Consider the following 21,740-nt stretch of genomic DNA (forward strand, 5'->3'; position numbering starts at 1 on the left):
TGATCGACGAGATCCCCGGCGCCTACAAGGACATCCGGTCGGTCATGGCGGCGCAGACCGACCTCGTCGAGGTGGTCGCCCACCTCCGGCAGCTCATCTGCGTCAAGGGCTGACCCGCCGGGGCGGCCGTCCACCGTCCACCGTCCACCGTCTACTGACCGCCGACCGCCCGCCCCACCGCATCCAGCCGATCCGCCGCCTCGGGGAGCATCTGTCGGGCGGCCGGCAAGCGGCTCGTGAAGGATGCGGGCGTCATCCGCTGGCACTGTGCGGATCGCACCGGTCAGAATCTGCGAGTGGTACCCGCGTCGGCTGTGAGGGGCGACGCGGTCGGCGAAGGAGACGTGTGGACGAGAGCGTGTCGTTGGCTCAACTTGCCCATCGGCTGGAAGAGGTGGTCGGTGAGCTGCGCGGCATCCCCGTCGACGTCGAGCGGCTGGAGGACAGTGAGCTCGTCCGGCAGCAGATCGCGCAGGCCACCCGCTCGGCGAGGGAGCTGCGCGCCATGCACCCGGTGGGCTCGCCGGAGCAGGGCCGCCAGGAGCAGAAGAGCAGGCGCAGCGTGCTCGACGCCCTGCAGCACGGCATGGCGATGCGCACGATCGTCCACGCGAGCATGTTGGACGACCCTCGCAAGGCGGCCCGGATCGGGGAGCTGCATGCCGCCGGTAACCTGCACCGGGTCATCGACGAGCCGATCCAGCAGCTGCTCGTCTTCGACCGCGCGGTGGCGTTCATCCGGATCACCCCTGTCGCCTACTCGCCGGGCGCCCTGATGATCAGGCAGCAGAGTCTGATCACCATCCTCATCGACCTGTTCGAGCAGACCTGGGCCAGGGCCAGGGAGGTCACCGAGCCGACGCACCGGCTGACCCCGCGCGAGCGCGAGGTGCTCGCCCTGATCGCCGAAGGGCGCTCCAACAGCGCCATCGCCCGCGCGCTGTCGATCACGGAGGCGGCCGTCGGTAAGCACGTGGCCAGCGTGTTCGTCAAGCTTGAGCTACCCGCGACTCAGGACGACAACCGGCGGGTGCTGGCGGTGCTCGCCTATCTGCGCGGCGCGGCACGGTAGTGCCAGGCATACCCGGTCCTCGTCCCAGCCCCAATGCAGCCGGAATCCGGTACGGATTTCAATGACGTCATGCAACGAATGACTGGACTACTGGTTGGCGCGATCTTCGGCGCGGTCTTCATCGTCGTCAACGCGCAGAGCCCGCTGAACGCCGTGGCCGTGAATTTCCTGCGGGTAGCCGCCTTTTTGGGGGCCGCGAGCGTTGTCGCCATGTGGTTCGCCACAGCCCGGAAGGACCGGAAGGAACAGCCCACCGCGGGCCCGCGGCGGAACATGTTCGGCCGCGGCTATCTGATCATCGTCGCCGCCGAGGTGATCCTGCTGTTCGGTGGAGTGCGGGTGCTCACCGCCTGGGAACGTCCTGAGCAGACCAACGTGGCCTGGGTGGCGTTCGTGGTCGGCGTGCACTTCGTCGCGTTGGCGCCTGTCTGGAAGGACTGGAGCATCGCCGTACCCGGTGTGGTCCTCACCCTGCTCGGCGCCGCCGGCCTCGTTCTGGCGTCGACGACCGCCGTCGCCTGGGTGCCGCTTGTCAGCGGTGTGCTGTCCGGGGTGGTGCTCCTGACCGGCACCGCCACCTTCGGCTGGCGTACTGTGACAGCTCGGACGGCCTAGCCAGGCCGCGGCCGGGCTGCCCGGGTTGAAGGCGGTGATGGACGGGACCGGCCGAGGCCGTCGACATGAGCATTTGATTGGGTGATCTCGCCGGCGTGGCCGACGGCGACAGGTCTGGGCGGTCCCGGACGGCCACGGACCGAGACACCCCGTGGAGCCCGCCTCGCCAGGCCCGGAAGACAGCCGTGGACGGTCCCGGGCGGTCGTGTCCTGACTCGTGGCGGAGGGGGCTGGGGGGCCGACCCCTCAAGGTGGCTCCGGGTCACAGGCCTTCCCGGAGGAAGGACCCTCCGCGTGGCTTCCGGTCCGTGGGCCTGGCGGCCCTGTGATACGGGCCCGACCGGCGGCCAGCCGCCGGGTGGGGCGGGTGTGTTCCCGTGCGGCGGTCAGCCGAGCCAGCGGCCGTCGCGCATGAGGTCGCGTCCCCGTAGCTCGTTCTCCTCACGCCAGGCCTGGATGCGCCGTGGCCGGATCAGGAAGTACTGGTAGGGCTCGTCGAGCCCGCGCGGGTCGAAGCCGGTCCTGGCCGCGAACGCGTCGCCCGTCTCGGGGGCGAGGGCGGCGATGTCCACCGGCTCGGCGGTGCCGTCGACGACGACGACGTCGCGGGTCGGCCCGAGGCTGAGTCGCACCCGGCCGTCCGCCAGGAGGTTGCGGCCGGTGATCGAGGCGCGCGGTGTCGAGATGAGGAACGCGGTCCCGTCCCAGAGGTACGAGAGCGGGATGAGGTGGACACCGGCCGGGGAGCCCGACGTCGCGATCCAGAGATCGACGCTGCTCTCCAGCCTCGCGCGGGTGTCCCGCAGCCTCTCCTCAAGCCCACGCGGCGGCGCGCCCGTCATGCTTCCTCCAGTCACTTCGTGGAGAGCCCTTCCTCCGGGGGACGGGCTCCGTCGGTCATCGGTCGGTTCGCCGGGGCCGCGGGCTTGGCGGACGCCACGGCCTCCAGCGCCCTTGGCTTCGCGCACCGCTCTCTCCTGGGCCCTGGGGACCACGGAGCACGCGTATGTACGTATCCGCTCGGCGGCGACAGTACCCCACCCCCATGGCCGGCGAGGCGCGCGGTGCACCCGGTCCGGGCGACGGCGGTGGTGTACTCAGTCCGGGTGACGGCGGTGGTCGGCCGCGGCGGGCGCGCCCGCTCGGCCCCCGGCACCGCCTCGGACCCGGCGGCTGCCTCGTGGCGGGCGGCCAGGCAGGGCAGGCAGACCAGGTAGGGCAGGCAGCGGTGACACCTCAGGGCGTGGGGGCTGGCGCCGCGGCCTCCCACGCGAACCCGTCCGGGTCGGTGAAAGGCCCGGCACCGCCACCGATCACGAGCCGGTGCCGTCGGGGGAGACGCCGGCGTCCTTGGCCAAGGCGCGGCGCCTGTAGAGCGCCGGATTGACCGGACCCGGCCCGGCGGCGGACTCGACGCACATGCGGCTGAAGCTCTTCGCCACGGCAAGGCCGCGGTCGACGTAGAACTTCCTGCTCGCGGCCACGTCGAGGGTGACGGATTCGATGGATGTCATGGTCGTCACGCTGTTTGCGGCTCGGCGACCGGCGCTTCTCGGTTCCTGACCGGTCGGGTCACCTGCTTGGCCACGCACGACGGCAGCCCCGCCGTCGCGCGTGCCGCCTGGCGCCGGTAGGCGCTGGGCGGCATGCCGACCAGCTCGGTGAAGCGGGTGCTGAAGGTGCCCAGCGACGAGCAGCCGACCGCGAAGCAGACCTCGGTGACGCTCAGGTCGCCACGGCGCAGCAGCGCCATCGCGCGCTCGACGCGCCGCGTCATCAGATAGGCGTACGGCGACTCGCCGTAGGCACGCCGGAACTCGCGGCTGAGGTGCCCGGCCGACATGTGCGCGCCGCGGGCGAGCGCCTCGACGTCCAGCGGCTGCGCGTACTCCCGGTCGATCCGGTCGCGGACACGGCGCAGTCGCGCGAGGTCGTTCAGGCGCTGCGCCGCGGTGAGTGCGCGCCCCCACGAGGGGTGACACATATGAGAACTCCTTTTCGTCGATGTCCGCGAGTTCGTCGATGTCCGCGAGCACCCGGGTCGCATGCCGGGTCAGGCGGCGAGGCGCTTCTGCGACGGTGCGGCCGCCGGAGGAGTGATCGAGGACAGCGGCCTGGAAGCGCCGGCCGCCGTATTCCTGGCGGGTGGTCGCGGATCCGGCCGTCATGGCCGGGTCGATGACCGGACGGCTCAGCGGAGCTGCTGGATGCGGACCAGGTTGCCCGCGGGGTCGCGGAAGGCGCAGTCGCGGACGCCGTACGGCTGCTCGGTCGGCTCCTGGACGACCTCGGTGTCGCCGGCCTGCACCTTCTCGAAAGTGCCGTCGAGGTCGCGGGTGGCCAGCAGGATCCAGCCGTAGGTGCCCTTGGCCATCATCTCGGCGATGGTGCGGCGCTCGTCGTCGGTGATACCGGGGTCGACGGCCGGCGGCGCCAGGAGGATGGAGGTGTCGGGCTGGCCGGCGGGGCCGACCGTGATCCAGCGCATCTTGCCCTGCCCGACGTCGTTGCGGACCTCGAAGCCGAGGACGTCGCGGTAGAAGGCCAGGGAGGCGTCCGGGTCGTCGTGCGGGAGGAAGCTCGTGTGAATGGTGATTTCCATGGCAAGCAGGCTATGCGCGGCTCCGTGACCGGCGCTTCTCGATTCCTGACCGGTCTAGCCACTTCACGCCGGCGCGGGCCTCCAAGATCCGCACCGCCGCGAGTGCGCCGCCGGCGGGCGTGAAGGCGGGCGTGAAGGCGGGCGTGAAGAAGGATCCGTGGATCCGCCAAGTAGGGGTGTGACCTACCGAGAAGCGACCATGACCACCGTACGGCCGCGCGGAGCGTTCCCGCGGGGAGGGGTGGAAGAGATCACATGAGCGCGTTGCAGGATGTGAGTGATCTCCCGCGCGGAGCCGAGGACGCGGACCTGATCGAGGAGTCCCTCCGCTTCCCCGAACGGTTCGCGGTGCTCTACAACCGCTACGTCTCGGAGATCCACCGCTACGTCGCCGGACGGCTGGGCACGCAGATCGCCGACGACCTGACCGCGGAGATCTTCCTCGCGGCCTTCCACGGGCGGGCCGGCTTCGACGCGCGCCGCGGGGTCGTCCGGGGCTGGCTGTACGGCATCGCCGTCAACACCGTCGCGGGGCACCGCAGGAGCGAGTTCCGGCGGCTGCAGGCTCTGCAGCGGGCACCGGTGGAGGGCGTGGCCGACGCCGGGCACGAGGACCTGGTGGCCCGCCGGCTGACGGCCGCGGGCGTGCAGGGAAGGCTCGCCTCGGCCCTGGCCACGATCCCGGACGCCGACCGTGACGTGCTGCTGCTCGTCGCGCTGGCGGAGCTCAGCTACGAGGAGATCGCCCAGGCCCTCGACATACCGGCGGGAACCGTCGGCTCCCGGCTCAACCGGGCCCGCAAGAAGCTGCGCGCCGCGCTCGGCGGCGTCAACCCCATGTTCGGAGGAGCAGATGGATGACCTGACCGCGATCCGGGAGCTGCTCTCGGAACCGCCCATCTCCCCGGAAGCGGCCGCGGCCGGCCGGGATCGGCTCGCCGCCGCCTTCTCCGATACTCCCCGGCAGACCCCTTTGAGGAGCGTTCAGATGACCGACGAGACGACCCTCGGCCCCGTGCGCAAGGACAGACATGCGGCGACGCGGACCGCGCGGCGGACCGCCCTCGGCGTGGGCCTGCTCGGCGCCGCGGCGGCCGTGACCCTGCTGATCACGTCGGGGACCTTGGCGGGGGGCCCGGGGACGGGGCCCGCCACCGTGGTGGCCTCCGACCGGCCGGTCAGGGCGCTGACCGCCCAGCAGGTGCTCCTGGCGGCCGCGACCTCGGCCGCGCGGACGCCCGCGGAGGGGGCGAACTGGGTCCGCGGTGCTGTCTCCGGAAACCAGAGAGTCGAACCCGGCGGCCGATACACCCTTGAACTGACCTCCTCGACCGAGATGTGGGTCTCGCCGGCGCCCGGCAAGCCCATCTGGTTCATCCGCCAGGACCTGGGGACCAAGCCGGCGACGCCGCGGGACGAGGAGGCGTGGCGCGCGGCCGGCTCCCCCACGAGCTGGGTCTACCCCGGTCCGGGCGGCAAGCCTGACGAGGTCGGGAGCGTGACGCTGCAGAGCGGGCCGGGCGAGCCCGTGGCCACCCGGGACGGCACCGGCAAGCTGTCGGTCGCGCTGCTCGGCAGGCCCATGTCCCGGGCCACGCTCAGCAAGCTGCCGACGACCCCGGACGGCCTGCGTGACTACCTGAAGCCGGTCATCACCAAGCGGTACGGCGCGGAGGCCGCCGACGTGGACATGGACGCCGAGCTCTACGAGACCGGCGTGCGCGTCATCATGGACCTCCCGGTCCCGTCCGAGGTGCGGGCGGCGGCGTACCGCATGCTCGCCTCACTGCCCGGTGTGACCGCGGACGGCGAGGTCACCGACCCGCTCGGCCGCACCGGTCAGGCGGTCAGCCTCCGGCACTCCACCGGGGAGTACCGGCTCATCATGGACACGGTCACCGGGCAGCCGCTCGCGTCCGTGTCGACCATCAAGGGCACGGGCGGGGAGGCCCGTTCCTACACGGCGATCAAGAGAGCCGGCTGGACCGACGACGAGCCCGAGCTGCCCGCCCGCCGGCGCGGCTCGGAGGCCCCGCCGGCCTGACGCCTCAGGCCGCCTTACCCGCCTCTCCGGGGCGAGGCGGGCAGGGCGGCCCGCTGCCGTCCTGATCGTGGTTTGCCGTGCCGGCCGTGCTCTGCCGGCGGTCCTGTGGTCCGGGTCCGCTTGCCGTCGGACGCCGACGAGGGCTCACTCCGGTCCGTTTACTCAGGCGGAGTAGGTACGCGTACTCAGGCGTCCGGCTGACCGGTGCCAGACCCTTGATGGCATGGACAAACCACTCCAGCCCGTCATGACCGCCGCCTACTTCGCGCAGTGCGTCATCTCCTTCGGCATGGCGATCGGCAGCGTGGCGGTCGGCATCGTCTTCCTGCCGATCGACCCCTGGATCCGCGCGTTCCTCGCGGTCGCCGTGCTGTACACCGTGACGTCGGCCTTCAGCCTGGCCAAGTGCGTGCGCGACCGGCAGGAACTCGTCAGCGTGTCAAGCCGCGTCGACCAGGCGCGCCTCGACAAACTGCTCGCCGAGCACGACCCCTACAAGGTCGACAATCTCTGAGCCGTCCCTCCGGCCGTCCTACCCCTCGTCGAGTCCCCGCTCGATCGCGTAACGGACGAGCTCGACCCGGTTGTGGAGCTGGAGCTTGTTCAGGGTGTTCTGCACGTGGTTCTGCACGGTCCGGTGGCTGAGCACCAGCCGTTCGGCGATCTGCCTGTAGGAGAGGCCCTTGGCGACCAGGCGCAGCACCTCGGTCTCCCGGTCGGTGAGGCGTGGCCCGTCGTCGGAGGGGCGCTGCGTGGCGAGGCGGCGATACTCGCCGAGCACCAGCCCGGCCAGGCCGGGGGTGAAGACCGGTTCCCCTTCGGCGGTGCGCCGGACGGCGTCGAGGAACTCCTCCCGGCCGGCCGACTTGACCAGGTAGCCGGAGGCCCCGGCCTTGACCGCCTCAAGGACGTCCTCGTGCTCGCCGCTCGCCGACAGCACCAGTACGCGGGGCGGATGGTCGGACGCGGCCAGCCCTCTGGCCACCTCCACACCGGGCAGATCGGGAAGCCTCAGGTCGAGGATGACCACATCGGGGCGTGTGGTGGCGGCGACGCGGAGCGCCTGGCGGCCCTCGCCCAGGGCCGCCACCACCTCGTACATGGCGTTCTCCAGGTCGCGGGCGACCGCGTCCCGCCACATCGGGTGATCGTCCACCACCATCACCCGCAGCGCGCTGGTCATGCCGCAACTGTAAACCGGTCCGTGTCCCCGCCTAAGGCGTGCGGGTCCGCCCGCCGGCGGGAGGCCGTGCGAGGACGGGGATGACCAGCTCGACCTCGGTCCCCTGGCCGGGCACGGAGGTGAGACCGACGGTGCCGCCGAGGCCGGCGATCCGGCCCCGGATGGACTGCGCGATGCCGAGCCTGCCCTCCGCCTCCGCCTCCGAGAGGCGCCCCGCGGGGATGCCGGGGCCCTCGTCGCGCACCGTGATGGTCATCGAGACGCCGTCGTCCTCGGCGAAGACCCAGGCCCTCGCGTCCTCGCCGCAGTGCCAGCGGACGTTGTCGAGCGCCGCGCCCACGGCCGCGACGACCTCGCGAGCCTGACCGGCGGGGAGCGGCAGAGGGGTCGCGGGCGTCGACACGGTGACCGTCGCCGTGGTGTACCGGCGTAAATGGGCCCCCACGTCGACGAGGCCCGAGCCGTCCTGCTCCGCCACGGCCGGTCCGCCGCGGATCAGCTCGCGCACCGCCGCCTCCTGCTCTCCGGCGAGCCGTCCCAGTTCGGCGGCCTCCCCGCCGATCTCCAGCCCGCGGCGCTGCACCAGCGCCAGCACCTGAAGAACGGAGTCATGGATGCCGCGAGCGAGCCGCTCGCGTTCCCGGCCGGCCGCCTCTATCTCGACGGCCCGTTGCAGCCGTTCTTCCGCCTGTTCGGTGAGCCGGGCCACGTGGCCGACGACGGTTCCGGCGAGGATCATCAGCACGGTTCCGGTTCCGGTGGCGGGGACGGGCACGGGGTGATCGAATCCGCGCAGACCGCGCAGCCACAGGTCGCCGAGCGACAGCACGACCGCCGCGACCGCGCCCGCCCGCCGCCCGCCGTACACGGCCCAGGCGAGGACAGGCCCCCCGATCCAGGTCGCCGTGACCGGCATGACACCTGCCGGTCCGGCGTCAGGCCCCTGGACGTACGGCGAGGCCAGCAGGCAGCCGAGGGTGACGAGAACGTCCATCACCAGCAGCGGGCGGCTCCTCGCGGTCGAGTAGGCGACGGTGGTGGCCACGGTCCAGGCCGTCATCACGCCGAGGACGAGCCAGCCCGCGACGGGGCGCTGGTAGCCGCCGGCGCCCGCCAGCAACAGTGCCGCGTAGCCCAGGGAGGCGACGCGGTAGACCGCGACAGCGCGCCAGAACGACCCCTCGATCCCCATACGGCCCCATCACGCTCGATCGGCGCTGTTCCCGGTGACCCGACTATATGGCGGCCCGCGCCGGAGGTGCGTTCCGCCGGGTGGGCCGGCGGCGGAGTGGCTCATGAATCCTCCTGTCGCGGCCAACGGTCGAGTCAGTCGCCGGCCAACGGTCGAGTCAGTCGCCGGCCAGCGCCAGGCTCGCGCGCCCATCGCCCTCGTAGCGGTAACGGAGACGGACCTCGTCGCCCGGGACGACCTCGATCTCGGAGTCCAGGGCCCAGCAGGCGGTGAACCAGTGGCTCAGCTCGTCCCCGTCCCAGGGGGCGGTCGACATCGACACGCCGGGAGACATCCGCGCCTCGAAATAGAGCACGGCTCCTGACACGGTCCCGTGCCGGGAGGCGGCGAGGGTGACCTCGCCTTCGAACACCCGGGCGTCCTGCCGGAGGTCGATCCTGCTCAGCGGCTGCGCGGTCGACATCCGCCGCCACCGCTGGACGGTCTCCGGCCTCTCGTAGAACCCCGCCACTCGCCCCCGGTCAGCGTCCAGCATGGGGGAGAAGTCGATGCCGTAGCGGCTCTGCCACCGCTTGATCTGCTGGGGGAGGATGCGCTGCTGACCCACGGCGCTCTCGGGCATGTCCACGAGGTAGAGGTAGGTCTCGAACGACGAGGGGATGAGCCGGGCATCCGGGGTGAGCAGTCTCTTCCGGGCGTCCTGCACCGACTCCCAGATGACCATGTCCAGGGCGTCGTTGCCGACGATGTCGGTTGTCAGGACGGTGGCGAGCTCGGGCAGCTCGGTCGTGCTGGACCAGCCCTTGACGAAGCTGATGCGGTCCGCCACCCCGTTGGCCTTGGCCACCTCCGCGGCGAGGTCACCGCTTCTCGCCGGTTCCACGGCGTAGACGTGCCTGGCGCCGGCCTTGGCGGCGGCGACGGCCAGGATCCCCGAGCCGGTGCCGAGGTCGAGCACGACATCGTCAGGGGTCACCACCTCGTTGATCGCCCGGATGAAGGTGGCCTTCCTGATCGGGTCTTCCAGGATGCGGATGTTCAAGTGGGCCAGCCCGTACCCCCCGGTCGGGAACATCAGATCGGTGAAGCCCGTCGGCGGTTCCTCGGTGAGGATCCCCGCGCTCACCAGCATGCTCAGTGTCGTCAGCGCCTCCTCCATCGCACGCCGGCCCTTGAGCCGTGGCCCGAGGCGTTGCAGGCATTCGGCGATGGAGGTGGGGGTGTAGAAAGCGTCGAGCAACGCGAGCGTGTGCTGACCGAATTCCCACACGCGTCGATCGTGATGGATCCGGACCAGATTGGCGCTCTCCAACTCCATGAAGAGTTCGGGGACACGCCGCAGTGAGGTGTCGGCCTTCAACATGACTCGGCTCCTTGTTCGGATGATGTTCTGTCGCGATTGGCCAGCGCCTGCGCGACCGCCGTGACCATCGGGCGCCGGAAGTCCCCGAGGGACCCGGGCTCCGCCTCACCGGTCGCGAAGGCGACGCCGTTGCCGGGTTCCACGACCTGGTAGCCGTCGTCGCGCAGTCGTGCGACGTTCCTTCTGACAGCGGGCTTCTCCCACATGGCCCTGCTCGTGGCCGGGACGAGGATGACCGGGCAGGAGGCCGCCAGGAGGATCGAGGTGAGCAGGTCGTCGGCGATGCCGTTGGCCACCTTCCCGAGGAAGTTCGCGGTGGCGGGGAGGACGGCGATGACCTCCGCCCAGTTGGCCATCGTCACGTGCGAATCCCGGCCGGGAGGCAGGTCGTCCCAGCCGGAGAACGTCTCGCACGCCGCGACCGCTCTCAGCGACTCCTCGGTGACGAACCGCCGAGCCATCGTGGTCAGCACCACGCGGACGTCGGTCACGCCCAGTTTCAGACCGAGCCAGGGAAGAAGGTGCGGGACGGTCAAGGATGAAACCGATCCACAGACGCCGAGCAGCAGCCTCAACCGTTCCGGCTCCGCGGGAGATGTCATGAGCCCGTCACCTCGCTGAGGACCAGCCATTGTCTTTCCACCTCCGGCAGCACCTCACGCAAGGTGTCGTCCGGCCCGAGGGCCCATGTCGCCTGCGCGTAGTGATCGATCACCCTCCGGGCCGTGAGCACGCCCAACCATTCACCCTCGGCGGTGTTCAGCGAGCGGCCCAACGAGGTCTGGTACCGGGTGAGGAACGTCTCGATGCGGAGACGGAGCGCCCGGGGCGCGACTCCCGTCAGGGCGGCCGCCTCAAGGACCTCTCCCATGAGATACGCGACGTCGCCCAGCGGATCGCCGATGCCCGCCTCACGCCATCCGAGAATCGCCACCGGTGAGGTCGGGGCGCATACTCCCGTCGAGAACCTGCCGTGGACGAGGGCGATGTTCCGGGGCGGTGTCCCGGGCCACCGCGCCTGCTCCGCCATCGAGGGCGCCAGATGCGACGGCAGCAGGTCTCTGGCGCGCCGTATGCCGGCCGCGGCTCCGTCGTCCGAGGTGAGCCAGGCGCTCCCGGAGCTCCGGTCCGGAAGGACGTCCACGAGGTCGTCCACCGGGAGCCGGTGCAGAGCGCCCAGGAAACGGGCCAGGCCGCCGAGGACGCCGTGCCACCAGCCGTCGTCCCCGACGGACGCCGCGTCGAAGACCCGGTCGCACAGCAGCGCGGGGGTGGGCACGGCGTTCCAGGCCGCCAGGACGTGATTCCGAACGTGGACAGGCACGGCGACCGCGCCGGCTTTCGGCATGACGCGGAAGACATCGGCGAGACGGGCGTTGTCCAGATATATCCCGCCGGGTCGCTGCAAGTGCTCGATCCATCGATATCCGTGCGCCGTCCGTATGCAGATCCTGTTCACGAAAGGGCCGCGCATCGATCGCACCACGCTTCTGCCGGCCGTATCCATCAGGGCTTCGACCTGGGATTTCGATGAGATATCCGGATCCCGGTCAACTTCCGACGGCACTGCGCCTCGCTCTTTCCGCCTTTGACATGGCGCCAGACTAAATGTACTGCGACAACGTGATCAAGCGACATGTTTCGAAAAGTGTTGCATATGCGACTGGCCCGGCTTAATGCCTGTTGTGGGCTCTTTTGCGGCTAATTAATCTGGCTCCGAGTCCGTACACCGAAAGAGGAGGAAAGCAATGCAAGAAGCGCCAGTCGACGACGCTCTCATCGCGGAGCTCATGGACCGGGTCAAGGAGGACGACTTCCAGGACGTCGACCTGGGATCGATCGACGTCTCCTTCTCCGAGCTCGCCGGGATCAGCGCCGAGGAGCTGCAGCAGTTCCTCGAGGAGAAGGTCGGGGTCTCTCCCGACGAGAGCATCCAAGGCACCTTCACCGGTGTCCTCGTCACACCCGCGACGCACTGCTGAGTCGAGTGCGACGGTTGAACGCGCGATGAGACATTCGCCAGAAGATCTACTGCGTGCCCGGACGCTGGGATTCCTGATCCCGCGTCCGGGCGCGCGCCCCTCCCCGCGTGCGGAGGACGAGGAGCTGGTCTCCAGCGAGTCGGTCGGCCGGATCCTCCGCGCCGTGGGACACCGCGTTCACGAGGTGATCTCCGTGACGCGGTGCGTCTCCCGGCGACGCGTGGTCCTGGTGCGGCTGGTGGACGGCTCCTTCGTTCTCCTCAAGTGGCCGGACGAAGACATCGATGTCGAGAACAACTATGAAACCGCCATGCTCGGGCTGCTCGACGGGGTAGCGCTCCCTCCCGAGATCAGAGCGGCCGTACCGCGCATCCTGGCGGTGGACCCGGAGACACGCGTGGTCGTCGTCGACGCGATCCCTCCGTGTCTCAGCCTGCACGACCTGCTCAAGAACGAAAGGCTGGTCCCGGAGCCCCACCTGCGGGCACTGGCCCGGATCCTCGCGGCGCTGCACGGTGTCCCGGTGGAGGGGATCAGGGACAGGCACCCCGACCGGATGCTGGGGCCCCCGGTGCCGCGGGACACGCTGGTGAGCACGAGGGAATACGCCAACGGCTGCGGCCTGGACTTCGACGACTACCTGCGGTCCATGCAGGAGCTGGAACCGAGGTTCCGGGAGCTCCATGAGCGGTGGGCCCCGGACAGCCTGATCCACTTCGACCTGGGAGGAGACAACATCCTCTTCCCGGTGGCACCGCCGGCCGGCGCCTTGCCGGTCAGGCTCATCGACTGGGAGCTGGCGGGGTTCGGCGACCCGATGTACGACGTCGGTTTCCTGGTCGGCCAGCTGTTCCTCGGCGAGATGCGACGGGTGCGGTCCGCCGTCGGGGCCACCGACTGGATGTCGCAGCTACAGGCCAATGCGCACAACTTCATGAACGCTTATTCGGAGGCCAGACCCGTCTCCGAAGAGGACGCGAAGCGGTTGGTGCAGTACGCCGGTATAGCGCTTCTCGTCCATTCCACCGTCCGGCTTCAGCAGATCGGCGCACTGGGCAGGATCGGTCACCTCTGCCTGCATTTCGGCAAGCGCTTCGTTCAGCGTCCCGACATCGTGTCCACGCTCCTCCTGGGCGGGCGCCGGAGAGAGGGGCGGGCCGGTTGAACAGCTACGAAAGGATCTTCTGGCGGATCGCGGAGGAGATCGAGATCCTGGACTCCGCCACTTTCCGCCACCCGGAGCTCGGCACCCTGGAGCCGCCGAGGGACCTGGACGTCGATCCGGAGCGTCCAGTCCTGGCGTATCTGCACCGCGTGCTCTACCTCACTTACTACGCCGGAGACTACTTCGCCGCCGAGCTCTTCCTCCGTGGCGGCCGCCGCGCGGCGTCCCTGCAAGGGCACGAGGACTTCGACCTGGTCAACCGCATCCAGGCGGCCGGTGTGGGGCGGGGACAGCTGAGGCACGGCTGGATCATCCAGGGGAAACGGGACGACGACTACCTCGTCACCAAGGACGGCCTGACCCTGCGGGCCTCGGAGGAGGAGCTGTCCGCCGACGGGCCGCTGGTCAAGGGGAGGGCGGTGGCACTACGCCTGCCGCCCGACCGGCCCTACCTCCTGCTGGGCTGGTACACGATCTTCGGTGATCATGGCGTGCTGGACGGGGGGGACGGTGGGCTCGTCCGCCTCTATCTCACGCTGGCCGACGCCGACGCGGCGCCTGGGCTGGTCCGTTCCACCACTCGGGCACTGAACGCGTTGAAGGTCCCCTTCCAGCTCAAAGTCGTCAACCACCCGGAGGCGTTCAAGCGCCGGGACGCCTTTGTGATCTACATGAGCGCCGGGGCGTGGGAACGGCACCGCGCGGTGCTGGAGGCGATCCACCGCGGTCAGGCGGACCGGTTCAGGGACGACCATCCCTGCTTCGCGCTCAGGTTGGCGCCGGGTCTCTCCTTCGCGCAGGAACCCGAGATCAAGGGGCAGCGCACGAGCTTCGGCCTGCACCGGTGCCAGCTCGTGGCCGAAGGCCTCGTGCGTGCTCACGAAGAAGGGGCCGACTCGCCACGCGAACGGTTTCTGGCGATCAGGAGCAGATACCGCGAGGAAGGCCTCGACATCCGTCACCCCTACCTGAACGCGCCGGCGGGGTGGACGTCATCCGGCCTCGTCGGCACGTAGGACGACTCATAGGAGGAACCATGCACCTTCGGCAGCACGTTCCGAAAATCAACGGGACAGGCGCTCACCGTGAAGTGAGTTCGGAAGTCACGTGGGAGCGCGTACGGCCGCACCTTCGGCGGGCCGGCATCACGCGAGTGGCGGACATCACGTGGCTGGACCGCATAGGGATACCGGTCTACAACGCCATCTCCCCGCGCTCGCATGACGTGATCTCGGTGTACAACGGGAAGGGCGCCCGGCCGATCGACGCCATGACGTCAGCGGTCATGGAGGGCATCGAGCGGTTCTCCGGCTGGCTGCCGGTCCGTCCCGCGGCCATCGCCTCCTACGAGGAGCTCCTGTCCCAGGGGCGGACGGTGCTCAACCCGCGGGACTACAACCTGGAGCTCTCCCGCCATTACCGAGACGACGCGCCCATCTCCTGGGTGGAGGGCTTCGACCTCCTCAACGAGGAACCGATCCTCGTGGCGCAGGACTGCGCGGTCTACAACATCAAGATGCATGAGCCGCCCACCTACGAAATCTCCACCACCAACGGTCTGGCGTCGGGCAACAGCCTGGAGGAGGCCATCTGCCACGCGCTCTGCGAAGTGATCGAACGGGATTCGATCACCATCGCCGAGCTGCTGAGCAGCCAGCTGTCCCAGGTGCTGGAGAAGGGCCTGCACGTCGAACGCCAGCCGGTGGCGCTCTCCGAGCGGCTCAAGGAACTGCATCCCCACATCGATCTGGAGAGCCTGCCGCAGCGCGCGCAGGCCCTCGTCCAGCAGGTCCGTACGGCCGGCATCGAAATGCGGGTGATCAACATCACCACCGACCTCGGCGTCCCGAGTTTCATGGCGGCGACCGCCGAAGACCTGGGACCGACCGTTTCGAAGGGGCACGGTGGGTTCGGGACGCATCCCGACGCGGAGGTCGCGCTGCTGAGAGCCATCTCGGAGTGCGCGCAGGGAAGGGCCGTGGACATCCAGGCCATGCGGGAGGACATCAGCCTCCCCGGCGAGGACGTCCCGAAGAACCAGTACCACGTGCGGAGATCCTCAACCCTTGACAAGGGAGGCTGGGCCTGGCGGCCGGTCGGCAAGCTGACCCGGATGTCCGAGGTCCCCTCCCGGCAGAGCGACGACATCGTCGCGGACATCCGGTTCATGCTGGACCGGCTCCGTTCCCGCGGGATCCGGCGCGCGGTGGCGGTGGACCTCTCACCGCCGGGCATTCCGGTGAACGTGGTCCGCGTGGTGGTCCCGCACCTTGAGTCGTGGGGAGTCGACTACAGCAAGCTCGGGCCCCGGGGCGCGCAGGCGTGGACGCGGGCGCTGACAGACCTGACGGCGAGAAAACGTGAGTCCGAGATTCCAGCCTGATGTGAGGAGCGATCCTGTGACAGCCGTGGTGTTCGCCGGCCCCAGCCTCGACCGGGAGTCGGTACCGCGCCGGCAGGACATCGAAGTCCTGCCGCCGATTCAGCGAGGTGACATCAACGCACTCATCGCCCGCGACAGACCCCCCACCGTGATCGGCATCGTCGACGGCCGCTTCATGCAGAGCCTGTCGATCTCTCCGAAGGAGGTGCTGAAAGCCATCGATCTGGGGATCAAGGTGTTCGGTTCGTCGAGCATGGGCGCGCTCCGGGCCGTGGAGTGCGCACCGTACGGCATGGAGGGCATCGGAAAGATCTTCGATGAATACCTGTCGGGGCGCATCGACGCCGATGACGAGGTGGCCATGGTCTATTCGGACGAGGACTTCCAGCCGATCTCCGAGCCTCTGGTCAACATGAGGTTCGCCGTCGCCGCGGGGCTGTCCGCCGGGGCGTTCGAAGAGCGCACGGGAGAGTCCTTCCTGCGGACGGCCAAGCGGCTCTACTTCCCCGAGCGGACAGTCGCCCGAGTGCTCCGGCTGCTCACCGGGGAGGTCGCCGAGGCGGAACGCCGTCGCGTCGAGGAGTTCTTCGCCGCCTCCGCGCCCGACACCAAACGTGATGACGCGACCGAGCTGATGTCCAGGGTCGTGGCCTGTCTGGCTCCGGCCGGGCCGGTGACCCCGGGGGAGGGGCCCGCGGCATGACGGGTCTGCATCGTGAGGAGCTCTCGCGGCTCCACGGGGAAGGGTTCTGCTTCCCCGTGGAGCTCCTCAGCCGGGAGGAGGCCGCGGAAGTCCTCAGAGACGTGCGCCGATACGAGGAGATCGCCACCAGAGTCGGTGGGGTTCTCGGCCATCACTGGACGTACCCGAAAAGCCATCTGGTCGCCGGCTGGGCTGATCGCCTGGTGCACGACAGCCGCGTTCTGACCGTCGCGGAGAACGTGCTGGGGCCCGACCTGCTCGTCTGGGCGACGAATCTGTTCTTCAGGAAGGCGGGGAGCCCCGGGGAACTCGCCTGGCACCAGGACGCCCCGTACTTCGGGTGGGAGGATTTCCACGGCAGGACCGTGCGCATGTGGATAGCGCTGACCGACACCGATCGGGACAACGGCACGATGCGCTATGCCCCGGGAACGCACCACGGCGGCATCATGCCGCACCGTTACCGGGGGTCCGGTGTCTCAGCCCTTCTGCGCGGGGAGGAGGTCGAGTTCGACGTGGACGACGAGACCGCCGTCGACGTCACGCTGGCCGCGGGGCAATGCTCGCTGCATTTCCCCACGACGATTCACAGCTCCGGCCCCAGCGTGAGCCCGGCGGACCGCGTGTGTTTCGCCATTGATTTCATCCAGCCCGGGGTGCGGCCGCTGGCCGGTCCGGACAGTGCCCTCCTGGTGCGGGGCACCGACGGCTCCGGCCACTACGACCTCGAACCCCGGCTCGGCGAGGAGTTCGATCCGGCGGCGCTCAGGGCGTTCTCCCGGGCGACGAAAATCCGGCACGAGCGGTTGATGAACGTCATGCGCGCCGGTCGCACGGCCGGCGCCGCCGCGGGACAGGCGGTGTGACACGCCGTGATCCACCCCCGGACACCCTGGGCGGCCGAGCCCGTCGATGAACTCGGAGTGCCGGCCTCCTGGGATCTCACCCCCTGGTTCCCCCCGGTGGTGGACCAGGGAAACATTCCGCTGTGTACGGCCGCCGTCGTCGCCGGCATCGCCGGCTACTACGCGCGCCGGGGTGGGGAAGACGATTTCGCCGCCTCCGTTCTCTTCAACTACCGCACCTCCCGACTGATAGCCGGGGAAAGGGACAGGGCCGGATCAAACCTGTTCCGGAGCTTCGAGGCCTGGGACACCTACGGTATGGTCGGAGAGGAGGACTGGCCGTTTACGGCAGGCCGGGAAAACAGAGATCCGCCGCCTTTCTGTTTCGCTCGGGCGGCGGACCGCAAAGGGATAATCTATGGCCGTGTAATGCGAGGGGAAGGTGACACCGCAGACCACCTCCGCGCACTACGGCAGCATATTCTCAGCGGAATTCCGGTGGCCGTCGACATACCGCTCCATCCCGTTCAGCTGTCCTCGTTCCGGAGTCACGTCCTCCCCCTCCCACCGGTCGGTGCGGCAACATTCGGACGGCATGTGGTGATCATCGCCGGATACGACGACGATCGGAAATGCGGTGCAGGACAGGCGGCCGGCGCGTTTCTGGTGCGCAACAGCTGGGGATCCAGATGGGCCGCGCAGGGTTACGGGTGGTTGCCGTACGCCTACCTTGAGAACCGCCTGATCCGGGAGGCCTGGACCGTGTCCGAGAAAAAATGGAAGGAGCGGGCCCTTGAGCCCCGGGGGTAAGCCCTTCGCCAGAAGAATCGCTTCAGTGGGGAGATGGCTGATCCCTGCCGTCATCGTGCTCGAACTGGCGCTTCTGGCGACCGGCGTCATCGATCTCGGCACTGGCGTTCAGGTCGTGCTGGTCATCGAGCTGCTGCTCCTCGTGCTCGTGCTCGTGCAGGCGAGAGCGGCATGGGCCACCTACCGTGACGCACGCGCGGACGGTGACGACGAGGTCAGCGCGGCCGGAACCGCCCTGGACACGGTCCTCCCCGCGCCGGCCGCCGCCGTCTTCAAGCAGGACCTGCTCCTGTGGCGTGCGCTTTTCCTGGCAGCCCGCCGTAAGAAGGACGCCGGCGCGGACGAGGCCGCCATCGCCTACGGCAAGGATGTCCGGCTGACCATGTGGCTGGTCCTCATCGCCGACGGCGTGCTGCTGGTGGTCGTCCACGCCGCGCTGCCCTGGCCCACGGCCCGAACGGTCATGTTGGTCCTGGGCGTCCTCGGGGTGCTCTGGCTGGCCGGCTTCGTGGCGACGCTCTATGTCTACCCCCACTGCGTCAGCCCGCGGAGGCTCCGGCTGCGCTTCGCTTCGTTCTACGACATCTCCATACCGACCTCCCTCATCAAATCCGTGCGGATCGAGAAGAAGAGCAGAGGGATGCGCAGGTCGGCAGAGGTGGTCGGGGACAACCTGGTGATGGAGGTCTCCAGCTCCACGAACGTGATCGTCGAACTCAGCGAGACGCACAGTGTGAAGCTGCGGAGGGCCGAGCACCCGATCACGACGATCCACTGGTACGCGGACGAACCCGCTCAAGCGGTCGAGCTCGTCCGCAGCTTCATCGGGAGACCGAACGACTCGGCGTCCATGGGCGTCTGACAGAGGAGGACAGCACATGGCACGCGTGGTCCTCGCCACCGCCCTGCGGCCGGTGGCGGCTGATGCGAAAGAGATTCAGGTTTCCCCGGGCACGCTGGAGGAGGTCCTCTCGGAAGTCGGGTCGACCTACCCTCAGCTCTACGAGCGGATCGTGGACTCGGCCGGGGTCAGGAGGTTCGTGAACATCTACCTCAACGACGAGGACATCAGGTCGATCAGTGGCCTGGCGACCGAGGTGAGGGAGGACGACGTTCTGATGGTCATCCCCGCCGTGGCCGGAGGATCGACCGATGACGGGAGCCCCCACCCCGAGTTCTAGGGGTTCCGGGGCCGTCTCCGGCCCGCCGGCCGTGACCAGCTCCGGGGCCGTCTCTGGTCCGCCGGCCGTGACCAGCCCGTCCCGCCGGCGGACCGGCCGCGATCGGGGATCCGGCGTGACGCTAGTGGGCGCCGGACGGGCAGGACATGGTGGTCCGGGCGAACCCGTTCAGCATGTGTCTCGCGTACCAGCACGCCAGCTGCTCGGCGGTCAGCGAGCAGTCACCCTGAACCCACCACTTCAGTGTGGCCAGGGAGGTCTCAACGGTGATCCGGGTCCTGAGATCGATGAGGGCGCCGCTGGTCCCGGGCGGGGCCGACGGGGACGGGCCGTTGTACAGCTGGTGGATCGATTCGGTCCAGCGTGCATGGAGCCACTGTTCGAACCAGGTGCTTCTCCTGTGCACCAGGAGCGCATGATAAAGACGCTTGTGCGCGGCGAAGTGCTCCAGTATCTCGACGAGGGCCGCTACGTACCGGTAGGGGGCGACCGGATGGCCTGTGGCCACGAGAAGCGAACTCAGGCCCTTCCGGGTGCCGTCCGCATGAAGAGTCTCGATCATATGGAACTTGTCGCGATAGTGCCGGTAGAAGGTGGAGCGGTGGACATCGGCTAGTTTCGTGATGTCCGACACCGTGATCATGTCGAATCCTACGGAGCAGCTGAGCTGCTCAAGTGACATATGAAGAGCTCTCAAGGAGCGGTTGGTCCGACGATCGCGAGAGTATCGAATCTCAACGTCTGATCGACTGGAATCCAGCGTCAACTTTTGGGCCTTCCGTTTAAATGAGCCGGCGGTCGGCGGATGCAGATGGTTCCGCGGGCCGGGGCGGGCAGGCCTTGACGCAGGCCGGGACGGCGTCGGAAGCGGACGTGCCGGCGTCCGGGCGGTGAGCTTTTTTCACCCCTGAGAACTTTCCGCCGCGTCTCCCATTTAAGGGGATTACGGTGTGCATGTATAAGGGGTTCGAACAGTGTCGCACGGTCCCGAACGGCGCCGAACAGCGCCGAACGGCGAGCCCGTCCTTGCCGTCGCGGGCGTCCGCCGCGCAGCTCTCACCAGGTGGACCGGCCGCGCAGCTCTCACCAGGCGGACAGCAGGAGATAGCCGGCCACCGCCGACCCGGCCAGCGCTCCGCCGTAGCAGGCCAGGCTGATCGCCCTTTCGAGGTGCCTGAGCTGCAGCCCGTGATGCAGGGCGTAGCGGAAGCGGTGGGCCCAGTGGAAGAGCGCCAGCACGCAGAGACCGAGAAGAACGACCCGCGTGACCGGGTGGCCCAGCACGGCGGCCAGCCGTCCGTGATCGGGCGGCGCCATCCAGCCCAGCGGGAAGGCGACGCCGAAGAGGAACAGCAGGGCCGGGATCAGCAGCGCCGACAGCACGCCGCCGGCGCTGAACAGCAGCCACAGGAACGGCTCCACCGGACGCCTGGCCATCGTTCACCCCAGGACCAGGAGAGCCACGAGCGCCGACGCGAGCATCCACGCCACGAGGTTGCCCACGCCGATCACGGCCGGCGGCAGGCGCCTGCCGCGCAGCCGTACGGCCATCGCGTGCGGCGAGAGCGTGAACAGCCAGGTGACGGCGTGGAGCAGGACGAAGCACAGCGCGACCACGTTCAGCAGGACCATCCCCGGTGCGGCGCTCCAGGCCAGGAACCGCCCGTAGCGCTCCGGCCCCTGGGCGACCGCGTTCACCAGCAGCAACAGGAACACCACCGACCACGCCACCCAGACACTGCTCAGCTCGCGGAGCACGAACAGCAGATACGAGCGGCGTCGCAGCCACCAGAAGACCGGCACGCGGGGCCGGTACCACCGGGGGTGGAACCGCGTGTAGTGGACCTTCTCGCTCATCACGCCCCCCGCGGCAGGAGGAAGGACCTGAGCGACTCCATGGCCGCCGTGAACTTGTAGCGCTGGATGGCCCCCGCCGGATCGACGTCCTTCGGGCAGACCGCGCTGCACTCGCCCACGAAAGTGCAGGCCCAGATGCCTTCGGCCGCCGACAGGACGTCCATCCGTTCCGAGGCGCCCTGGTCACGCGAGTCGAGGTTGTAGCGCTGGGCGAGGGCGATGGCCGCCGGGCCGAGGAACTCCTGGTCGAGCCCGTAGACGGGGCAGGCGGCGTAACAGAGCATGCAGTTGATGCACATGCTGAACTGCTCGTACTCCGCGCGCTCCGCCGGTAGCTGGGGATACTCTCCCTCGGCCGGCGGTTCCTGCTCCGGGCGGATGAGCCACGGTCTGACCTGCGGCAGCTTGCGCATGAAGTCGCCGATGTCCACAACGAGATCGCGCACGACGGGGAAGTTGGACAGCGGCTCGACGCGTACCGGGCCCGGCGCGTAGTCCTCCAGGAAGGTGGCGCAGGTCAGCTTCGGCTCGCTGTTGACGGTCATGCCGCAGCTCCCGCAGACGCCCATCCGGCAGGACCAGCGGTAGGAGAGCGTGCCGTCCAGATGGTCCTTGATGTGGTTCAGGCCGTCGAGGACCGACCACTCCTTGCGCAGCGGTATCTCGTACTCCCGAGCCACCGGCTCGGTGTCGCTCTCCGGCCGGTAGCGGGTCACCCGCAGGGTGATGTGATCCGCCATGAG

At 69.2% G+C, this 21,740-nt stretch carries 28 protein-coding genes; 15 read left to right on the top strand and 13 right to left on the bottom strand.

Annotated features, from left to right (window positions below):
• The 3 genes from ACWDS7_RS24740 to ACWDS7_RS24750 form a co-directional block, all read left to right on the top strand.
• Nucleotides 1-113: RtcB family protein (locus ACWDS7_RS24740; protein ID WP_451931235.1), on the top strand; the 113-nt coding region annotated here is incomplete at its 5' end.
• A gap of 233 nt (nt 114-346) precedes the next feature.
• Nucleotides 347-1,072 carry a LuxR C-terminal-related transcriptional regulator gene (locus tag ACWDS7_RS24745; protein WP_451931206.1) on the top strand — a complete coding sequence of 242 codons (726 nt, stop codon included), beginning with the start codon at nt 347-349 and terminating at the stop codon, nt 1,070-1,072.
• Between the two features lie 78 nt (nt 1,073-1,150).
• Complete coding sequence (locus tag ACWDS7_RS24750; RefSeq protein WP_306861135.1) at nt 1,151-1,687, top strand: hypothetical protein; 537 nt, start codon at nt 1,151-1,153, stop codon at nt 1,685-1,687.
• A gap of 386 nt (nt 1,688-2,073) precedes the next feature.
• Here ACWDS7_RS24750 and ACWDS7_RS24755 read toward each other — a convergent pair whose 3' ends face one another.
• The 4 genes from ACWDS7_RS24755 to ACWDS7_RS24770 all read right to left on the bottom strand — a co-directional run bounded on the left by ACWDS7_RS24755 (nt 2,074) and on the right by ACWDS7_RS24770 (nt 4,289).
• On the bottom strand, nt 2,074-2,529 hold the full coding sequence (locus tag ACWDS7_RS24755; protein ID WP_306861133.1) for a pyridoxamine 5'-phosphate oxidase family protein: 456 nt from the start codon (nt 2,527-2,529) through the stop codon (nt 2,074-2,076).
• Between the two features lie 471 nt (nt 2,530-3,000).
• Nucleotides 3,001-3,201: a hypothetical protein gene (locus ACWDS7_RS24760; RefSeq protein ID WP_451931207.1), complete on the bottom strand. Its 201-nt coding sequence runs from the start codon at nt 3,199-3,201 to the stop codon at nt 3,001-3,003.
• A 5-nt stretch (nt 3,202-3,206) separates the two neighbouring features.
• Nucleotides 3,207-3,671 (bottom strand): helix-turn-helix transcriptional regulator, encoded by a 465-nt coding sequence (locus tag ACWDS7_RS24765; protein WP_451931208.1) that lies wholly within the window; start codon nt 3,669-3,671, stop codon nt 3,207-3,209.
• A 207-nt stretch (nt 3,672-3,878) separates the two neighbouring features.
• Nucleotides 3,879-4,289 (bottom strand): VOC family protein, encoded by a 411-nt coding sequence (locus tag ACWDS7_RS24770; RefSeq protein WP_306861127.1) that lies wholly within the window; start codon nt 4,287-4,289, stop codon nt 3,879-3,881.
• Nucleotides 4,290-4,544: 255 nt separating this feature from the next.
• Here ACWDS7_RS24770 and ACWDS7_RS24775 point away from each other — a divergent pair, with 255 nt between their 5' ends.
• From ACWDS7_RS24775 to ACWDS7_RS24785, 3 genes are all read left to right on the top strand, one after another.
• Nucleotides 4,545-5,150, top strand: a complete 606-nt coding sequence (locus tag ACWDS7_RS24775) for an RNA polymerase sigma factor (RefSeq protein WP_451931209.1) — start codon at nt 4,545-4,547, stop codon at nt 5,148-5,150.
• Nucleotides 5,143-6,333 (top strand): CU044_5270 family protein, encoded by a 1,191-nt coding sequence (locus ACWDS7_RS24780; protein WP_451931210.1) that lies wholly within the window; start codon nt 5,143-5,145, stop codon nt 6,331-6,333. Before ACWDS7_RS24775 ends, ACWDS7_RS24780 begins: the two co-directional genes overlap by 8 nt.
• 223 nt (nt 6,334-6,556) lie before the next feature.
• Nucleotides 6,557-6,847, top strand: coding sequence for a YiaA/YiaB family inner membrane protein (locus ACWDS7_RS24785; RefSeq protein WP_306861121.1), 291 nt, complete (start codon nt 6,557-6,559; stop codon nt 6,845-6,847).
• A gap of 18 nt (nt 6,848-6,865) precedes the next feature.
• Here ACWDS7_RS24785 and ACWDS7_RS24790 read toward each other — a convergent pair whose 3' ends face one another.
• From ACWDS7_RS24790 to ACWDS7_RS24810, 5 genes are all read right to left on the bottom strand, one after another.
• Complete coding sequence (locus ACWDS7_RS24790) at nt 6,866-7,516, bottom strand: response regulator (protein ID WP_451931211.1); 651 nt, start codon at nt 7,514-7,516, stop codon at nt 6,866-6,868.
• A 31-nt stretch (nt 7,517-7,547) separates the two neighbouring features.
• Entirely contained in the window at nt 7,548-8,708 is a 1,161-nt protein-coding gene (gene macS / locus ACWDS7_RS24795) for a MacS family sensor histidine kinase (protein WP_451931212.1), read from the bottom strand.
• 157 nt (nt 8,709-8,865) lie between these two features.
• Entirely contained in the window at nt 8,866-10,071 is a 1,206-nt protein-coding gene (locus ACWDS7_RS24800; protein ID WP_451931213.1) for a 50S ribosomal protein L11 methyltransferase, read from the bottom strand.
• Nucleotides 10,065-10,703, bottom strand: coding sequence for a flavoprotein (locus tag ACWDS7_RS24805; RefSeq protein ID WP_451931214.1), 639 nt, complete (start codon nt 10,701-10,703; stop codon nt 10,065-10,067). The genes ACWDS7_RS24800 and ACWDS7_RS24805 overlap by 7 nt, the downstream gene beginning before the upstream one ends.
• On the bottom strand, nt 10,670-11,479 hold the full coding sequence (locus ACWDS7_RS24810) for a hypothetical protein (protein ID WP_451931215.1): 810 nt from the start codon (nt 11,477-11,479) through the stop codon (nt 10,670-10,672). Before ACWDS7_RS24810 ends, ACWDS7_RS24805 begins: the two co-directional genes overlap by 34 nt.
• A 340-nt stretch (nt 11,480-11,819) precedes the next feature.
• Between ACWDS7_RS24810 and tvaA the strand changes: the two genes are divergently transcribed.
• The 9 genes from tvaA to ACWDS7_RS24855 are packed head-to-tail and all read left to right on the top strand — an operon-like array spanning nt 11,820 to nt 19,140.
• Nucleotides 11,820-12,053: a thioviridamide family RiPP peptide gene (gene tvaA / locus ACWDS7_RS24815; protein ID WP_306861109.1), complete on the top strand. Its 234-nt coding sequence runs from the start codon at nt 11,820-11,822 to the stop codon at nt 12,051-12,053.
• 25 nt (nt 12,054-12,078) lie between these two features.
• Nucleotides 12,079-13,218 carry a phosphotransferase family protein gene (locus ACWDS7_RS24820; protein ID WP_451931216.1) on the top strand — a complete coding sequence of 380 codons (1,140 nt, stop codon included), beginning with the start codon at nt 12,079-12,081 and terminating at the stop codon, nt 13,216-13,218.
• Complete coding sequence (locus tag ACWDS7_RS24825) at nt 13,215-14,234, top strand: T3SS effector HopA1 family protein (RefSeq protein ID WP_451931217.1); 1,020 nt, start codon at nt 13,215-13,217, stop codon at nt 14,232-14,234. Before ACWDS7_RS24820 ends, ACWDS7_RS24825 begins: the two co-directional genes overlap by 4 nt.
• A 20-nt stretch (nt 14,235-14,254) precedes the next feature.
• Nucleotides 14,255-15,601 (top strand): YcaO-like family protein, encoded by a 1,347-nt coding sequence (locus tag ACWDS7_RS24830; RefSeq protein WP_451931218.1) that lies wholly within the window; start codon nt 14,255-14,257, stop codon nt 15,599-15,601.
• 16 nt (nt 15,602-15,617) lie between these two features.
• On the top strand, nt 15,618-16,304 hold the full coding sequence (locus tag ACWDS7_RS24835; protein WP_451931219.1) for a TfuA-like protein: 687 nt from the start codon (nt 15,618-15,620) through the stop codon (nt 16,302-16,304).
• The gene (locus ACWDS7_RS24840; RefSeq protein WP_451931220.1) at nt 16,301-17,170 is read left to right on the top strand and encodes a phytanoyl-CoA dioxygenase family protein; all 870 of its coding nucleotides are present in this window, start codon (nt 16,301-16,303) and stop codon (nt 17,168-17,170) included. The genes ACWDS7_RS24835 and ACWDS7_RS24840 overlap by 4 nt, the downstream gene beginning before the upstream one ends.
• A gap of 6 nt (nt 17,171-17,176) precedes the next feature.
• Complete coding sequence (locus tag ACWDS7_RS24845; RefSeq protein WP_451931221.1) at nt 17,177-17,959, top strand: C1 family peptidase; 783 nt, start codon at nt 17,177-17,179, stop codon at nt 17,957-17,959.
• Between the two features lie 25 nt (nt 17,960-17,984).
• Complete coding sequence (locus ACWDS7_RS24850) at nt 17,985-18,821, top strand: hypothetical protein (protein ID WP_451931222.1); 837 nt, start codon at nt 17,985-17,987, stop codon at nt 18,819-18,821.
• A gap of 16 nt (nt 18,822-18,837) precedes the next feature.
• Complete coding sequence (locus ACWDS7_RS24855) at nt 18,838-19,140, top strand: MoaD/ThiS family protein (RefSeq protein WP_451931223.1); 303 nt, start codon at nt 18,838-18,840, stop codon at nt 19,138-19,140.
• 121 nt (nt 19,141-19,261) lie between these two features.
• On the opposite strand, the gene ACWDS7_RS24860 is transcribed toward ACWDS7_RS24855, so the two are convergent.
• From ACWDS7_RS24860 to ACWDS7_RS24875, 4 genes are all read right to left on the bottom strand, one after another.
• Nucleotides 19,262-19,783, bottom strand: coding sequence for a TetR/AcrR family transcriptional regulator (locus ACWDS7_RS24860; protein ID WP_451931224.1), 522 nt, complete (start codon nt 19,781-19,783; stop codon nt 19,262-19,264).
• 440 nt (nt 19,784-20,223) lie between these two features.
• Nucleotides 20,224-20,577 carry a fumarate reductase subunit FrdD gene (gene frdD, locus ACWDS7_RS24865; protein ID WP_451931225.1) on the bottom strand — a complete coding sequence of 118 codons (354 nt, stop codon included), beginning with the start codon at nt 20,575-20,577 and terminating at the stop codon, nt 20,224-20,226.
• A 3-nt stretch (nt 20,578-20,580) separates the two neighbouring features.
• Complete coding sequence (locus tag ACWDS7_RS24870) at nt 20,581-20,997, bottom strand: hypothetical protein (protein ID WP_306861085.1); 417 nt, start codon at nt 20,995-20,997, stop codon at nt 20,581-20,583.
• Nucleotides 20,997-21,737: a succinate dehydrogenase/fumarate reductase iron-sulfur subunit gene (locus tag ACWDS7_RS24875; RefSeq protein WP_451931226.1), complete on the bottom strand. Its 741-nt coding sequence runs from the start codon at nt 21,735-21,737 to the stop codon at nt 20,997-20,999. The genes ACWDS7_RS24870 and ACWDS7_RS24875 overlap by 1 nt, the downstream gene beginning before the upstream one ends.
• Nucleotides 21,738-21,740: the final 3 nt, after the last annotated feature.

The sequence above is a fragment of the Streptosporangium sp. NPDC003464 genome, from assembly GCF_053588315.1.

Coding starts and splice junctions, on each gene's coding strand:
- ACWDS7_RS24750 (WP_306861135.1), top strand. CDS start 1,151: ATGACTGGACTACTGGTTGGCGCGATCTTCGGCGCGGTCTTCATCGTC.
- ACWDS7_RS24805 (WP_451931214.1), bottom strand. CDS start 10,703: ATGGCTGGTCCTCAGCGAGGTGACGGGCTCATGACATCTCCCGCGGAG.
- ACWDS7_RS24765 (WP_451931208.1), bottom strand. CDS start 3,671: ATGTGTCACCCCTCGTGGGGGCGCGCACTCACCGCGGCGCAGCGCCTG.
- frdD (WP_451931225.1), bottom strand. CDS start 20,577: ATGGCCAGGCGTCCGGTGGAGCCGTTCCTGTGGCTGCTGTTCAGCGCC.
- ACWDS7_RS24775 (WP_451931209.1), top strand. CDS start 4,545: ATGAGCGCGTTGCAGGATGTGAGTGATCTCCCGCGCGGAGCCGAGGAC.
- ACWDS7_RS24755 (WP_306861133.1), bottom strand. CDS start 2,529: ATGACGGGCGCGCCGCCGCGTGGGCTTGAGGAGAGGCTGCGGGACACC.
- ACWDS7_RS24770 (WP_306861127.1), bottom strand. CDS start 4,289: ATGGAAATCACCATTCACACGAGCTTCCTCCCGCACGACGACCCGGAC.
- ACWDS7_RS24855 (WP_451931223.1), top strand. CDS start 18,838: ATGGCACGCGTGGTCCTCGCCACCGCCCTGCGGCCGGTGGCGGCTGAT.
- ACWDS7_RS24820 (WP_451931216.1), top strand. CDS start 12,079: ATGAGACATTCGCCAGAAGATCTACTGCGTGCCCGGACGCTGGGATTC.
- ACWDS7_RS24830 (WP_451931218.1), top strand. CDS start 14,255: ATGCACCTTCGGCAGCACGTTCCGAAAATCAACGGGACAGGCGCTCAC.
- ACWDS7_RS24760 (WP_451931207.1), bottom strand. CDS start 3,201: ATGACATCCATCGAATCCGTCACCCTCGACGTGGCCGCGAGCAGGAAG.
- tvaA (WP_306861109.1), top strand. CDS start 11,820: ATGCAAGAAGCGCCAGTCGACGACGCTCTCATCGCGGAGCTCATGGAC.
- ACWDS7_RS24860 (WP_451931224.1), bottom strand. CDS start 19,783: ATGATCACGGTGTCGGACATCACGAAACTAGCCGATGTCCACCGCTCC.
- ACWDS7_RS24785 (WP_306861121.1), top strand. CDS start 6,557: ATGGACAAACCACTCCAGCCCGTCATGACCGCCGCCTACTTCGCGCAG.
- ACWDS7_RS24870 (WP_306861085.1), bottom strand. CDS start 20,997: ATGAGCGAGAAGGTCCACTACACGCGGTTCCACCCCCGGTGGTACCGG.
- ACWDS7_RS24800 (WP_451931213.1), bottom strand. CDS start 10,071: ATGTTGAAGGCCGACACCTCACTGCGGCGTGTCCCCGAACTCTTCATG.
- ACWDS7_RS24780 (WP_451931210.1), top strand. CDS start 5,143: ATGGATGACCTGACCGCGATCCGGGAGCTGCTCTCGGAACCGCCCATC.
- ACWDS7_RS24875 (WP_451931226.1), bottom strand. CDS start 21,737: ATGGCGGATCACATCACCCTGCGGGTGACCCGCTACCGGCCGGAGAGC.
- ACWDS7_RS24840 (WP_451931220.1), top strand. CDS start 16,301: ATGACGGGTCTGCATCGTGAGGAGCTCTCGCGGCTCCACGGGGAAGGG.
- ACWDS7_RS24790 (WP_451931211.1), bottom strand. CDS start 7,516: ATGACCAGCGCGCTGCGGGTGATGGTGGTGGACGATCACCCGATGTGG.
- macS (WP_451931212.1), bottom strand. CDS start 8,708: ATGGGGATCGAGGGGTCGTTCTGGCGCGCTGTCGCGGTCTACCGCGTC.